Genomic DNA, 14,185 nt, shown 5'->3' on the forward strand with positions numbered 1-14,185 from the left:
CAGTTCTTGTCCAGTTCTTGTCCAGCTCTTGTTTAACTTGTGCGTCTCACAAACCTATGGTTATTTCATCATCTCGCTCATCGTCGGCACAGGGTGAAGAACGTTATGCGATCGTCGGGGGCGGCATTCTGGGCATGACCTTGGCTCATCGTCTTGCCCAAGCCGGGAAACAGGTGACGTTATTCGAAGCCTCTCCAGAGCTAGGCGGGTTGGCAAGCGCCTGGATGCTGGGGGATATCACCTGGGATCGCCACTACCATGTCACCTTGCTGTCTGATCTCTGCCTACGCAACTTGCTGAAAGAGCTGAGGCTAGAGCAAGATATGCAGTGGGTGGAAACTAAGACGGGTTGCTATATGGATGGCAACTTATATTCAGTTTCTAACGCGATCGAATTTCTTCGCTTCCCGCCGCTGGGTCTGATTGACAAAATTCGGCTGGGGTTTACCATCCTTTACGCCTCCAAAATCAGAGACTGGAAGCAACTCGAAAAAATCTCGGTAGTGGATTGGCTCAGCCGCTGGTCGGGTAAGCATACTTTTCAAAAGTTTTGGCTGCCGTTGCTGCGAGCAAAGCTGGGTGAGAATTACAAGAAAGCCTCAGCCGCGTTTATTTGGGCAATCATCGCTCGCCTCTATGCGGCTAGACGGACGGGATTGAAGAAAGAAATGTTTGGCTATCTGCCGGGTGGCTACGCGCGGCTATTGGAACGCTTTGCGGAAGTTCTGACTGAGGAAGGAGTCGAGATTCGACTGGGGGCTGTTGTCCAGCAGGTGCAATCTGCGGAGGGGCAGGTCAAACTTCAAACGGCAGGCTGGGAAAGCTTCGATCGCGTCATCCTCACGACCGCCGCCCCAATTGCCGCCCAAGTCTGTCCGCAGCTTGATTCAGAAGAACGCGATCGCCTCAAAAATATTCAGTACCAAGGCATCATCTGCGCTTCGCTCCTGCTCAAACAGCCGCTCTCGCCCTACTACGTTACCAATATCACCGATACCTGGGTGCCGTTTACCGGAGTGATTGAGATGACCACTCTGGTGGAACCCGACTATTTTCACGGCAATACTCTGGTTTATTTACCTAAATATATTGCCCCAGACGATCCAGCATTCTCGCTGTCTGACTCAGAACTACAGGAAAAGTTTGTCAGCGCCCTCGAACGGATGTATTCTCACTTCGATCGTAGTGATGTCCTCAGCTTCAAAGTTTCGCGGGTGAAATATGTGCTGGCGATTTCTACGCTCAACTATTCTGAGCATTTGCCGCCGATGCACACCTCCATTCCAGGCGTTCACATTATTAACTCAGCGCATATTCTCAACGGTACGCTGAACGTCAACGAAACGGTGCAGCTTGCCGAGAGTGCTGCTGCCGAACTGCTGACCTTATCCAAGTCTTCCCTTGCCGTATCTACCCGCTAAACCTCATGAAGTTTAAGAAAAAACCGATCGCCAGTCTTTCTCTCGATCTAGACAATCAGTGGTCGTATATGAAAATTCATGGCGATCCAGGTTGGGAGGAGTTTCCCTCCTACTTAAATGTCGTCATTCCCCGCGCCTTGGACTTTTTGAAAGACCTCAATCTGACCATTACCTTCTTCATTGTCGGTCAGGATGCAGCTTTGGAAAAAAATCAGGAAGCGATCGCCTCTATATCGGCAGCAGGTCACGAAATCGGCAATCACTCTTTCCATCATGAGTCCTGGCTGCACCTCTATAGCGAGGAGGAAATTGAGCAGGAGATCGCGAGGGCAGAGGGTCATCTGAAGCGAGTCACCGGACAGCATCCCGTCGGATTCCGAGGTCCCGGATACAGCTTTTCATCCTCTGTCCTGCGAGTGCTGGCAAAGCGCGGCTACAAATATGATGCCTCTACGTTTCCTACCTATTTGGGACCGCTAGCACGGGCTTACTACTTCATGACCAGCAATCTTACCCCCGAAGAGCGAGAAAAGCGGAAGGCGCTATTCGGCGGTTTTAAAGAAGGCTTTCAGCCCCTCAAGCCCTATCGCTGGAGCCTAAAGTCTGACCAGCTAACGGAAATTCCCGTTACGACGATGCCGATCTTCAAAGTTCCTATTCATTTTAGCTATGTGCTATTCATTAGCGTGTTTTCGTCCACCGCAGCGCTGCTGTATTTCCGATTTGCACTTTGGCTCTGTAAACTGACGAAAACACCGCCCTCGTTGCTGCTTCATCCTCTGGATTTTCTAGGAGCTGAAGATGTGCCGGAGCTGGCGTTTTTTCCTGGCATGAGCTTATCCCACACTAAAAAGCTAGCGGTTCTCGGTAAAGCTCTCAAGATGCTCTCCAATCAGTTCACGGTGGTTCCTGTAGGACAACATGCTGAACTCGTTTCTAGTACCTACAATCTGCCGCTCGTTGAACCGAAAGTGAATCCTTTAAGCGCAGAGTTTAGTGTCCATTCGCAAGTCTAAGGCTTCTAATTTAAGTTCTAGCTTAATTCTTTGTACTTAAGCGCAGTGGTTCTCGGCGTTCTCTAGTTTTAGGATTTAGAAGGAAATTCGAATGGTTAAACAACCCATAACTAAGCTTGGCGCACCCTGCCGTGCGGGCGCAAATGCACCGCTCTCTCTCGTCTCTGTGAATTGCTGCATCTGCGATTTAAATGATGTTGAGCCAGTGGGAGTGGGAGAGGATTTCGAGTATCGTACCAGCCCAGATACATTCTTAGCGGTGCGTTGTCGCAACTGTGGGTTAATTTACACGAACCCACGCCCTGCGATGCAAGATCTATCCCGCATTTATCCGCCGGACTATCACGCCTTCGAGTTTTCTGCGGAGCGGTATGGGTTTGTTTATCAAGTTCGGCAAAAACTAGAAGCTCGTCGCCTTCTGTCTTGCTGCAAGGGGCTGGGAAAAGATGCTCGAATTATTGATGTCGGCTGTGGTGACGGATTTCACCTGAATCTACTCAAAAAGTTTGGTCAGCCGAGCTGGCAGCTTGAAGGCGTTGATCCCAGCGATCGCGCAGTCGAGGCAGGCACTCGAAAAGGACTCAAAATCCATCACGGCATTGTGCAAGATCTTGTCGAAGATTTTGTTCTACCGCAAGCCAGCTATGACTTGGCGTTTATGATTGCCACCATTGAGCATGTGGATGACCCATCTGCTGTATTGACAACGGTGCGATCGCTCCTCAAACCGGGCGGTAAAGTCATCATCGTGACAGATAACACTGATACTCTTGACTTCCAGCTTTTCAAAACCCGGCATTGGGGCGGGTATCACTTTCCCAGACACTGGAATCTTTTCAATCCCAATACCATTCGCGCCTTGGCTCAAAAAACGCTGATGGAGGTGGATACGCTGACTACAGTAGTTAGCCCTGTGAATTGGGTTTACTCTATTCGCAACACGCTGGTGGATTGGCAGGCTCCCAAATGGCTTGTCGAGCGCTTTAGTCTCAACTCCACCTTTTCTCTGGGGATTTTCACCCTGTTCGATATGCTCCATCAGTGGATGGGCAGAGGGGCACTGATACGGGCAACGCTGCGAAGACCCTTGTGATCAAAATACGGGTTGAGATCACGCGTCGAAAGTACTGTGTCAAAAACTGTTAACGAGGTGTAATCATGCAAAGTGATATCAGAGAATCCGAGACTATAGAATTTGACTCTAGAAAACCTGTGGCGATCGTCGGTGCAGGATTAGCAGGTCTTACTGCCGCATACTTTCTCCGCAGACAGAACGTTCCGGTTGTTCTCTATGAGGCAGGTCAGAAAATTGCGGGTCTGGCTACAAGCTTTCATGACCAAGATGGCTTCACCTACGACTTTGGCGCACACTTTCTTACCAATCGCTTAGCCGCCGCGACTGGCATTGGGGCACATTGCCGGACTGTCAAATATTATGGCGAGACAGTGTTATTGCGGGGACGTACCTATAGCTATCCTTTCGGACTTTTGCAGGTGCCTCGATTTTTGGCAGGCGGTCTGGCTAGCCGCATTCAGCCTGTCGATGAGAAGCGCAAAAATAGCTCTGCTGCGGAGTGGTTTCGGGCTAGCTATGGCAGAGAACTTGCGGACGAGGTCGCTCTACCTCTGTTAGAAGCTTGGTCGGGTGCAGCGGCTTCTGATTTGTCGGCATCCGTTGGAAACAAGCTGCAAAACAGCATTGGGCAGACGCTTTCGCTCAAGCTTGCTAGCCGTTTAACGGGACGTGCGGTTGCCTGTGGCTATAGCCATGAGATGCCTGAAAATCCTTCCGTTTGGCATGTCTACCCAGATGGGGGGCTAGGGCTACTGTGCCAGAAACTCGCCGATGAGTTGGAGAATGCTATTCAGCTAGAGTCTCCTGTAGAGGAAATTCTAGTAGATTCTGGACGAGTACAAGCAATCCGTGTCAAGGGGCGTGAACAGGCGGTGTCGGCAGTGATTAGCACTGCGCCTTGTAACATTTTGCCTAAGCTCGTAAAAGGCACAAATGTTTTGCAGCCGCTTTCGCGCTTTCGCTTTCGTCCGATGGTGTTTGTCAACATGCGGTTTCAAGGACGCGGACTTTTGCCGGATACCGTCCTTTGGACACCTGAGAACGAGTTTCCTTTCTTTCGCTTGACTGAAACGCCGCTCTCAATGCCTTGGCTGGCTCCATCAGACAAAACATTAATCACCGTTGATATTGGATGCAATGTTGGGGACGAAATTTGGCAGATGGAAGAAGAACGGCTGGGTCAGTATTGCCTTGAGCATCTCAAGCCGATCGTTCCTGATGCAAATCAAAGATATTTAGGATGTCGAGTGTTACGAACTCCGATCGCCTATCCTGTTTTTCTGAACGAGTATGAGGCAGAGCGCCAGAAGTTTGAGCGTTCTACAGGGGTTGAGGGGCTGTATAGCATTGGGCGCAACGGCGAGTTCGATCATATTCTGATGGAGGATATTTACTGGCAGACCTTGAAGAAGGTTCGCGGCATTGTAGGGGCACTCCAGCACTAGCAGCATTAGTTTTCCTGATTAATTAGCATCGAATATGCCTGATTGAGCAGCATAATATCTGAGGGAATTATCCTTCAGATATTGTGTTGCTTTGACAGTATTACTAGGTCAATGTTAATTATTAGATTAAATTCGGGAAAACTTAGAAATGCAATGACTAGAGTTGCTGATTAAAATGAAAGTATTGCAAAATTTTTATTCGGATTGGCGAAAGCTCCCATTCTGGGAAAGTTTACAGAATAATTGGCGGCTCACTAATTTATTTTTGATTGTTCTCAATCTCTGTGTAACAGTCCCTTTGGCAGCAAGCCTTAATATTTGGGTCGATGAAGCCTATTCATTAAATACTTCTAGTAAAGACATTGGATATGCAATTACGCAGGCAATCTATTTTGAAGAACAATCGCCTCCTTATTTTGTCTTGCTAACGCTGTGGCGTAACGTCAATGAATCCATATTTTTTGCTAGGCTTCTATCGATTATTTGTATTGCCCTAACTATTTATTTGTCTGCGCTAATCTCTAAACGATTTTTTGAAGAGCTAAATCCCAACTGGTTGGCTGCGATCGTGGCGTTTAGTCCCTACACTATTGCAGCAGCGGTAGAAATTAGGTTATATGCTCTTTCTACTCTATTTGCAGCTTTATTGCTCATTCTATTCTTCGATGGATATCTTAGTGATCAGCATCGTCCCCTAGCCAGAAAACTCTACGTGGCGATCGCTATAATCTCTATTTATACGCACTATTTTTTAGCATTTCTACTAATTGCAAACGGTTTTGTCTTGCTGGGATTAAAACGCACTCGTGCATTGCGCTGCTACCTGCTTGATATGGTGATTGCTGGCGCTTTATTTTTGCCCATGGCTATTATCGTCATTCAGCAAATGGGAGTTCTATCTGATAATCCAATTGAGGGTGAACGTTCCGCTCCGCTAATTGATGCTCTGAAAGGCTCTTTCTCTGGCCTCTTACGATATATCGTTCCTGCTACACTCACTGAATCTAGCTTGAGTTTTTGGAGAGTTACTCGATTAGTGATTTTTGCTGGATTGATTGCTTCTATTGTTAAAAACTATCGATCGATCAACAAGAATCATCTGGCAGTTTGGCTATTGGCGATCGCGCTTTTCTCGCTTTATTTCTGTGTATTTTTTGCAACAGACACCATTAGCTTCAGGCACACGAGCATTCAATTTTTCCCTACTCTACTCGTTCTATTTTCTGCCTTATCGCTGGTCAAATACGCTAGCAGAAAAAGAGCTTTACCTATATTTTGCTCAACGCTAATCTTCCTTTACTTGATTTCCCTAGGTGCTCAGTATTCACCTTTGGCAAAGGGAGGGGATTACATTCGAGTAGCGGAATATCTTATGGCTCACGAGCAGCCTAACCAACCTATCTTAGTCTTTAATCCAGAAGATGCGATGACTCTTGAGCATTACTATAAGGGTGTTAATCGTCTGATGGCATTGCCCAAGCCAGAAGACTTTAAAGCTTTTAGCTGGCGCGATCTCGTCTTACAGAATCAGCAAGATGTTTTGGCTGCTCTGTCACGTACGCCGGGAGACTACCGTTCGATCTGGCTAGTAACCACTGAAGAGACTGACCCAAATGGCTCATCCTCGCCTGACTCTACCTACTACGCGCCCAGTCGCCAAGTGCTAGATGACTTTGTGGCTCAATACTACTCTGTTGAGAACAGTCAGAATTTTTTTGGCTCTAACGTTAAGTCTCTGAGTCAAAAGCGCAATTTTCCTAGCTTGCTTCAAGGCGAATAATGTTTTTACGCAGCTTTTTTGGGAAGGGGTTTCATCGAGAAGGTGGACAGCGATCGCACTTGCTTAAACAGACGATCGACTCCGGCAGGGCGAGAGCTAGGAACCATCAGCCAACTGACTGCCAAGGTGCCCAGATAGCGAGGCATAAAGCCTACCCATAGGAACCAGCCGCTTAAAACTAGCTTTCTTTTCCAGCCCACATTTGCATACCTCAAAACCGATCGCCAGCCTTTGAGTCCTAGGTCTGTTAATGAATCAGAAGCAACAGGATGCTGATCGGGTTCCATCCGAAGAGACGCAATCCGAGCGGTGAGATGGTTGTAGTCTCGAAACCCTAAGTCGGGAGCGATCGCGTAGCTCAACTCGTTCGCCCTGGCGCGTAAAAAATCGTATCGGTGAAAATCATGGGCGATCGACTTGCGAAATTTCTCAGCCTGATTGGTGCCTTTTGTACGGGTCCACCAGCTATTGCCGTGAATGCGATAGGCTCCTAGAGGCTGCTCGATCGAAGCAACTTTGCCGTAAAAAGGAATCAGCGTCATCAGGTATCCATCCGCAGAAATGCGAAATTCAGCTTCGGGGATGGGCATGATTTGACTCAATGCCTCCCGACTCAAAGCATTGCCGCTAGTCACGGTAGTTTGTTGCCGCCCTCTTGCCAGGAGAATTGGATATACGTCACCGCTATCAAACTTCGTCTTCGCCGTGGGAAACAGATCAATAAACTGTCCTGCTTCATCGACTAACTCCAGACGATACTGCACCTGTGCAATACCTGGCTTCCAAACCGAAACAACTTGCTCTACTGCCTCATGAGACAAGTAATCATCTGCATCGACAAAGACAATCAACTCGCTCTGGCTGGCTAAAAATCCTGCGTTGAATGCCGAAGCCTGTCCGCCGTTTGCCTTAAAGACGGGTACGATGCGATCGCCATAGCTATGGATAATGTCGTGAGAGTCGTCAGTTGAGCCGTCGTCAACCACAATCACTTCAACATTTGGATAGCTTTGATTGAGGCAGGAGTCGATCGCCTGCTTCAAAAATCGACCGTAGTTGTAATTATCAATAATGAGGCTAACGAAAGGCTGTCTCATAGCAGTCTACTTGAGTGTAAACACTTAAAATTAATAATATTCTATGACTTAAATAATACATCAAAATATTGATTGGATGAAGATATAGCAACCGCCAAGGCGGTTAGGACGGGGACATTTAGGGTGGGGCGCGAAGCGCCCCACCCTAAATGTCCTAAGCAAACTGGCGACAGCCATAGCGTTGAGCAAGAATCGGGCTGAGATTTAGAACAGTAGATTGAGAGGTCGGCGATCGGTTCGATGCACCACTTGACCGATCGCTCGACTCTGGTAATACCCCGATCGCTTTAGCGCTGCTAGACAAGACTCGACTTGTTCCATAGGCAGAGTCGCTGCCAGACCTCCCGAAGTTTGGGGATCGAACAACAGCGGATAGAGCGGATGGCTGATTACTTGGTCAAGATTGTGAATTTGACGAGCCGCAGCTAAGTTCTGGGGATAGAGCGAGCTAAAGATGTTTTGTTGCAGGCTTTCTTTGGCTCCGGTCAGAACTGGAATCGCCTGAAGGTCAAGTTCGACAGCGACTTGAGAAGCCTGCACCATTTCTAGCAGGTGTCCCAACAGCCCAAAGCCCGTGATGTCGGTACAAGCCGTTGCGCCATGTTGCCGCAAGCAGTGGGCGGCAGCCTGGTTAGAGAGCAGCATGGAAGCGATCGCCTCCTCGATCCAGTCGCCTTTTGCCTTGAGCCGCATCTGTGCCGCAAACAGCGTCCCTGTCCCTAGAGCTTTGGTAAGGACGATCGCCTGGTCGGGCTTCATGCCGCTCTTGCGCCATAGCTGATCGAAGTGCGCTATGCCGTTACAGGTCAACCCAAAGGCAAGATCGGCTCCTTCGGTTGTGTGTCCGCCAATCAGAGGCGCACCTGCCTGATGCAGTGCTTGAGTCGCGCCTGAGAGCAGTTGATAGAGCCGTTCTTCTTGCTTAGATTCTGAGGCGAAAGGCAGAGTGGCGAGTGCCAGTGCGCTTTGCGGCGTTGCTCCCATGGCAAAAATGTCGCTGAGGCAGTGATTGGCGCAAATTTGCCCAAACAGAAACGGATCATCCACCAGCGCCGGGAAATAATCGATCGTTTGCACCATGACCTGCCCCGTCGGAATAGAGATAACCGCCGCATCATCTGGAGCGTCTAAGCCTACGAGAATGTCTGGGCGATCGTCCCTATCGGGCTGCTCCTGCCGAACCCGATCCAGAACTTTGCTCAGAACAGAGCTGCCAATTTTGGAGCCACAGCCTGCGCAGCGCATGGGTGCCGCCTGAGATTTTTTAGTGTCATCATCGGCTGCCATCATTGGCTTCAAATCAGTGAACTGCTGCATAAATTGCCGATCGATTCGATCTTTCCAGCGCCAAAGCAGCGAATTAGCACCCCAGCCCCAGGAGCCACGGGAAGCGATCGCCCGTTTATCGCCTGTGCCCAGCAGAATTAGAAACTCTCTTTGGGGCGTGAAGGATTGTAAGGGCTGATGGAGCAGCGATCGCCGCAAGTTGTTGACCAACGGCTTGCCCTGGCGCACGGCGAAGACTCCAGCCTTGGGGCGAGGATGGTTCACCATTGTGGCAATATCACCTGCCGCAAAAACTTGAGGATGGGAGAGAGATTGCAGCTTGTCATTAACCTGGATAAAGCCTTCTGAATCGGTAGACAAGCCTGACTGCCGAAGCCAAGGAGCTGCCGAAGCACGCGTCACCCAAAAGACGCGATCGCACTTCACCATTAATCCTGATTGACAGCCGATGATTTTTTGTTTGCCAGAAGACTGAATAGAAGCGACAGACTGCCCCAGATGGACGATCGCCCCTCGTTCCGTCAGAATTTGCTTAACCCGATGCCCAACCCAAGGACTGCGTTCGGGCAGGAGGCGATCGCCGCGATGAAATAAATGCAGCTCCAGATGGCTACTTGGCTGCTGTGTGCCTTTGTAAATTCGCTGAAGCCTTGCCTGAATAGAAAGCGCCAGTTCGACCCCGCCTGCGCCTCCTCCGACAATCGCCAAACAGAGGGGCTGAGGATTTTGGGCGATTTCTGCGACTAGCCGATCCCAATATTGCAGAAACTGCGAGATCGGTTTGACGGGAATGGCATATTCTTTGGCTCCGGGGATATCTAGTACGGCAGGCGTGCTGCCAACATCGATCGAGAGCCAGTCAAAAGCGATCGGCGGACGGTTAGCCAGCAAGATGCGATTGTTTTCTAAATCCAGACCTATGGCGCGATCGCGTACCATCTGCACTTGAGCAAACTGGCTGAGGGGACGCAAGTCAATATGGCACTCCTCAAAGCTGTATAGACCTGCCACGTACCCCGGCAACATTCCAGAATAAGGGGTATGCAGCACGTCAGTAATTAGCGTCAGCTTTACGCCTGGAACGGGATTCATGCCAAACTTTTTGAGGGCGATTGCGTGGCTGTGTCCACCCCCGATCAGCACCAAATCTTGCGTGATAGGCAGCTCGGCACCCTGCATATTAGTTCCTTTAGGTAGTAAAAAACGCAAGCAGAAAATGGCTGGCGCTGTGATTCTACCAATTCCATTTGCAGCCGCTGAGTCTAGAATGATGTCGAGTTCTGTTGCAGTCGGGTCGAACTAAGATGACAAGTATGGACATCAGCACACCGATTGGTCGTTATGCACCTGATTTTGAGCTGCCGGGAACCGATCATTCAGTTCATCACCTAACCCGCTACTTGGAAAAGTTTCGGTCGGTTGGCGTGGTGATGATGAGCAACCGCTCTCCTTGTGTCCGGCTGTACCTCGATCGCCTCAAGCAAATTCAGGCAGATTTTCAGGATCAGGAGTTTACGCTGGTCGCCATTAACGGCAATGACGACCAGCGCTATCCAGAGGAAGGCTTTGAAGCCATGAAGGCTTTTGCTGCTGAGCATCAGCTCAATTTTCCCTATCTGCGCGATTTGACGCAGGATGTGATGCGTAGCTTTGGCGCAGAGCGCACGCCCGAAGTTTACTTACTCGATCGCCCGAGCATCATTCGATACCGAGGAGCCATTGATGATAATCCGCAAAATCCACAGGATATTCATGCCCATTATTTAAGAGAAGCGATCGCACAGCTCTTGGCAGAGCAGGAAATTCCTGTCAGCTCAACTCCTCCCGTTGGCTGTTCCGTTAAATGGCGTATGTAAAAACCGATGCTCCGGAGGTTACAGAAGACAATTCTGCTGCTATCTTAGGGTGGAAGCACCTTAAAACTGAAAAACCGTTCATGGGACTAATATACCAGCGCGTTCTGCTGAAGTTGAGCGGCGAAGCTTTGATGGGCGATCTGTCCTACGGAATCGACCCGGCGATCGTTCAAAGCATTGCTCTAGAGCTGAAGGAAATTGTAGCGGAAGGGGTTGAGGTGGCGATCGTCGTGGGCGGCGGCAACATCTTTCGCGGCGTTAAGGGTGCGGCAGCTGGAATGGATCGGGCAACGGCCGACTATATCGGCATGATCGCTACGGTAATGAACGCAATGACGCTCCAAGACGCTTTGGAGCAAATCGAGATTCCCACTCGCCTGCTGACGGCGATCGAGATTCAGGAGGTTGCAGAACCCTACATCCGTCGCCGTGCTATTCGCCATCTTGAGAAAGGGCGCGTGGTTATCTTTGGTGCTGGTTCTGGCAATCCGTTTTTCACGACCGATACCACGGCTGCCCTCAGAGCTGCTGAAATTGATGCCGAAGTGGTGTTTAAGGCAACTAAGGTGGATGGAGTCTATGACTCTGATCCTAAGAAAAATACCGATGCCCGCCGTTTCCAGAGCCTGACTTATACTCACGTCATCACCCAAGACTTGAAAGTCATGGACACGACGGCGATCGCTCTGTGTAAAGATAACAATATTCCAATTATCGTCTTTGACCTTTCGGTGCCAGGTAACATTCGCCGCGCTGTCATGGGAGAATCAATTGGCACAATTGTGGGAGAATCCTGTGAAATTATCTGAAGTCGAAAGTCAGATGCAGAAAGCGATTGAGTCTACTCAGCGCAACTTCAACACCATCCGCACCGGACGCGCCAATGCCGCCCTGCTCGATCGGGTGCAGGTCGAATACTACGGCACGCCAACCGCCCTTAAGTCGCTGGCGAACATCAGCACGCCTGACTCTTCAACGGTGCTGATCCAACCCTACGATCGCGGTTCGCTCAACATTGTTGAAAAAGCGATCTCGCTGTCAGATATTGGTCTGACCCCCAGCAATGACGGCTCTGTGATTCGGCTCAACATTCCGCCGCTGACGAGCGATCGCCGTAAAGAGCTGGTCAAAACGGCTGCTAAGTACGCCGAAGAAGGAAAAGTCTCAGTGCGCAGCGTTCGCCGAGATGCGGTGGATGCCGTGCGCAAGCAGGAGAAAAACAGCGAAGTCTCTGAAGACGAAGCTCGCGATTTGCAGGACAGCATTCAGAAGCTCACCGACAAGTACGTCAGCAAAATCGACCAGCTTCTAGGGGAAAAAGAAACCGACATCATGACCCTATAGACGAATCGAGGTCAAAAAGAACTTTGAACAAGACACTGGCGTACTCAGGAGTGCAATTCTAGACTTATGTATGACTGCATTGTTGTCGGAGCGGGACCGGCAGGAGGCGCTGCTGCCTACCATTTGGCAAAGCGAGGGCGCTCGGTCTTAATCCTAGAGAAAGAGTCTCTGCCGCGCTACAAACCCTGCGGAGGTGGCGTTTCACCCCAGGTTGCCCAGTGGTTTGACTTCGACTTTTCTCCGGCAATCTCGCTCAAGGTCAATGCTCTACGCTTCACCTGGAAGATGGACGACCCGGTAGAAGCGACGCTCAACGACATCGATCCGATTTGGATGGTGCGACGTGATGTGTTTGACCACTTTTTGGTGCAGCAGGCCCAGAAGCAGGGGGCAGAGCTACGAGACAGCACGACAGTCTCTGGAATTGAGTTTAAGGGCGATCGCTGGCAGGTCAATACCGTTACCGAATCCGGGATTGTGCCCGTTGAAGGACGCTATCTCATCGCTGCCGATGGAGCCAAAGGCTCGATGGCAAAATGGCTCGGCTTCAAGGATCGCAAACGCCGTCTGGCGGGAGCCTTGGAGGCAGAAGCTCCGGCCAGCAACCCCGATACCCAGGTTCATTTTGAATTTGGCATGGTGAAAAACGGCTATATCTGGAATTTTCCTAAAGCCGATGGCTATTCGATCGGCATTGGCACCTTTCGGGGTAATGGCGGACAGCAAGATTTTAAAGGTATTCTTGCCGAGTATGCGGCTTCCTTCAACATTGATTTCAAGTCTGCCAAACAGTTTGGACATCCGCTCTGTCTGTGGGACGGTCATCAAAACCTGCATACACAAAATGCCCTGCTGGCTGGAGAAGCGGCTTGCGTCGTTGACCCTATGACAGCAGAAGGTATTCGTCCCTCGATCTTCAGCGGCATGAAGGCGGCAGAAGCGATCGATCAGGCGATCGGTGGCAATGCCAATGCCCTAGAGCAATACACCGAGGTCATCATCAAAGAATGGGGGAATGACATGGTGTGGGCACAGCGTCTCGCGGCAGTGTTTTACAGCGTTCCGGGCATTGGCTACAAAGTAGGGGTAAAGCGCCCTTCAGCACCCACGAGAATGGGGCAGATTCTTGTCGGTCAGATGGGCTATGGCGATGTAGCCGGTCGGGCATTGAAGCGGCTCAGCACAGGTTTGATTCCTGGCATGGGCGGTTAGCAATCCCGTATTCTCGTAAAATAATAAAACTGCTCCTCAACCTCGATCGCTTTCATGACCCACGCTACCGACATCACCACTCTGGCGCGCTGGATGGCAGCCGACTTTAGCAACCAGGAACAGGCGTTTGAAAACCCGCCTTTCTTTGCCCATATTCGGGTGTGTATGCGTCCTTTGCCGATAGAACTGCTCTCAGGGGTCAGCCTGTTCCTTGAGCAAGCCTACGACTATATGCTAAATCAGCCCTATCGGCTGCGGGTGCTGAAGCTAGTGACGCAAGAGAATCAAGCCCCCATTCTGATTGAAAACTACACCGTCAAGAATGAGGAAGAGTTTTATGGGGCGGCACGAGCTCCTCAGCGGTTGGCAATGTTATCAGCCGATCGTCTGGAAAAAATGTCGGGCTGCGACATGATTGTGGAATGGACAGGGCACAGCTTCAAGGGGCGTGTAGAGCCAGGTAAAGCTTGTATTGTGGTGCGCAATGGACAGACGACTTATCTAGATAACGAATTTGAAGTCAGCGACACGGCTTTCACTAGCTTCGATCGCGGTCGAGATCCACAAACCGATGAGCATCTGTGGGGTTCGGTGGCAGGAGCGTTTGAGTTTATCCGTCGAGCCAGCTTTGCCGATGAAGTGAGGGGCTAGA

At 50.2% G+C, this 14,185-nt stretch carries 12 protein-coding genes; 10 read left to right on the plus strand and 2 right to left on the minus strand.

All coding sequences use genetic code 11. From position 1 onward, the window contains the following. Nucleotides 1-56: 56 nt before the first annotated feature. From AC5JMP_RS04750 to AC5JMP_RS04770, 5 genes are all read left to right on the plus strand, one after another. Nucleotides 57-1,421, plus strand: a complete 1,365-nt coding sequence (locus AC5JMP_RS04750) for an NAD(P)/FAD-dependent oxidoreductase (RefSeq protein WP_495850287.1) — start codon at nt 57-59, stop codon at nt 1,419-1,421. Between the two features lie 5 nt (nt 1,422-1,426). Further along, nucleotides 1,427-2,437, plus strand: a complete 1,011-nt coding sequence (locus AC5JMP_RS04755) for a polysaccharide deacetylase family protein (RefSeq protein ID WP_495850288.1) — start codon at nt 1,427-1,429, stop codon at nt 2,435-2,437. Between the two features lie 91 nt (nt 2,438-2,528). Continuing rightward, entirely contained in the window at nt 2,529-3,530 is a 1,002-nt protein-coding gene (locus tag AC5JMP_RS04760; protein WP_495850289.1) for a class I SAM-dependent methyltransferase, read from the plus strand. A gap of 65 nt (nt 3,531-3,595) precedes the next feature. Further along, nucleotides 3,596-4,957, plus strand: coding sequence for a protoporphyrinogen/coproporphyrinogen oxidase (locus AC5JMP_RS04765; RefSeq protein WP_495850290.1), 1,362 nt, complete (start codon nt 3,596-3,598; stop codon nt 4,955-4,957). 298 nt (nt 4,958-5,255) lie between these two features. Then, the gene (locus AC5JMP_RS04770; protein ID WP_495850291.1) at nt 5,256-6,737 is read left to right on the plus strand and encodes a glycosyltransferase family 39 protein; all 1,482 of its coding nucleotides are present in this window, start codon (nt 5,256-5,258) and stop codon (nt 6,735-6,737) included. Between the two features lie 5 nt (nt 6,738-6,742). On the opposite strand, the gene AC5JMP_RS04775 is transcribed toward AC5JMP_RS04770, so the two are convergent. After that, complete coding sequence (locus AC5JMP_RS04775; RefSeq protein WP_495850292.1) at nt 6,743-7,834, minus strand: glycosyltransferase family 2 protein; 1,092 nt, start codon at nt 7,832-7,834, stop codon at nt 6,743-6,745. A 204-nt stretch (nt 7,835-8,038) separates the two neighbouring features. After that, nucleotides 8,039-10,300 (minus strand): selenide, water dikinase SelD, encoded by a 2,262-nt coding sequence (gene selD / locus AC5JMP_RS04780; RefSeq protein ID WP_495850293.1) that lies wholly within the window; start codon nt 10,298-10,300, stop codon nt 8,039-8,041. 134 nt (nt 10,301-10,434) lie between these two features. Here selD and AC5JMP_RS04785 point away from each other — a divergent pair, with 134 nt between their 5' ends. The 5 genes from AC5JMP_RS04785 (at nt 10,435) to AC5JMP_RS04805 (ending at nt 14,184) form a co-directional block, all read left to right on the plus strand. Further along, nucleotides 10,435-10,977, plus strand: a complete 543-nt coding sequence (locus AC5JMP_RS04785; protein WP_495850294.1) for a thioredoxin family protein — start codon at nt 10,435-10,437, stop codon at nt 10,975-10,977. A gap of 80 nt (nt 10,978-11,057) precedes the next feature. Then, complete coding sequence (pyrH, locus tag AC5JMP_RS04790) at nt 11,058-11,786, plus strand: UMP kinase (RefSeq protein WP_495850295.1); 729 nt, start codon at nt 11,058-11,060, stop codon at nt 11,784-11,786. Beyond that, nucleotides 11,773-12,321 (plus strand): ribosome recycling factor, encoded by a 549-nt coding sequence (gene frr, locus AC5JMP_RS04795; RefSeq protein ID WP_495850296.1) that lies wholly within the window; start codon nt 11,773-11,775, stop codon nt 12,319-12,321. The genes pyrH and frr overlap by 14 nt, the downstream gene beginning before the upstream one ends. 66 nt (nt 12,322-12,387) lie before the next feature. Beyond that, nucleotides 12,388-13,533 carry a geranylgeranyl reductase family protein gene (locus tag AC5JMP_RS04800; protein ID WP_495850297.1) on the plus strand — a complete coding sequence of 382 codons (1,146 nt, stop codon included), beginning with the start codon at nt 12,388-12,390 and terminating at the stop codon, nt 13,531-13,533. Between the two features lie 54 nt (nt 13,534-13,587). Then, nucleotides 13,588-14,184: a chromophore lyase CpcT/CpeT gene (locus AC5JMP_RS04805; protein ID WP_495850298.1), complete on the plus strand. Its 597-nt coding sequence runs from the start codon at nt 13,588-13,590 to the stop codon at nt 14,182-14,184. The last annotated feature ends 1 nt before the right edge of the window (nt 14,185 follow it).

This window comes from Drouetiella sp. (genome assembly GCF_059504425.1).

Coding starts and splice junctions, on each gene's coding strand:
- pyrH (WP_495850295.1), top strand. CDS start 11,058: ATGGGACTAATATACCAGCGCGTTCTGCTGAAGTTGAGCGGCGAAGCT.
- AC5JMP_RS04755 (WP_495850288.1), top strand. CDS start 1,427: ATGAAGTTTAAGAAAAAACCGATCGCCAGTCTTTCTCTCGATCTAGAC.
- AC5JMP_RS04750 (WP_495850287.1), top strand. CDS start 57: ATGGTTATTTCATCATCTCGCTCATCGTCGGCACAGGGTGAAGAACGT.
- AC5JMP_RS04760 (WP_495850289.1), top strand. CDS start 2,529: ATGGTTAAACAACCCATAACTAAGCTTGGCGCACCCTGCCGTGCGGGC.
- AC5JMP_RS04775 (WP_495850292.1), bottom strand. CDS start 7,834: ATGAGACAGCCTTTCGTTAGCCTCATTATTGATAATTACAACTACGGT.
- AC5JMP_RS04800 (WP_495850297.1), top strand. CDS start 12,388: ATGTATGACTGCATTGTTGTCGGAGCGGGACCGGCAGGAGGCGCTGCT.
- selD (WP_495850293.1), bottom strand. CDS start 10,300: ATGCAGGGTGCCGAGCTGCCTATCACGCAAGATTTGGTGCTGATCGGG.
- AC5JMP_RS04765 (WP_495850290.1), top strand. CDS start 3,596: ATGCAAAGTGATATCAGAGAATCCGAGACTATAGAATTTGACTCTAGA.
- AC5JMP_RS04785 (WP_495850294.1), top strand. CDS start 10,435: ATGGACATCAGCACACCGATTGGTCGTTATGCACCTGATTTTGAGCTG.
- AC5JMP_RS04805 (WP_495850298.1), top strand. CDS start 13,588: ATGACCCACGCTACCGACATCACCACTCTGGCGCGCTGGATGGCAGCC.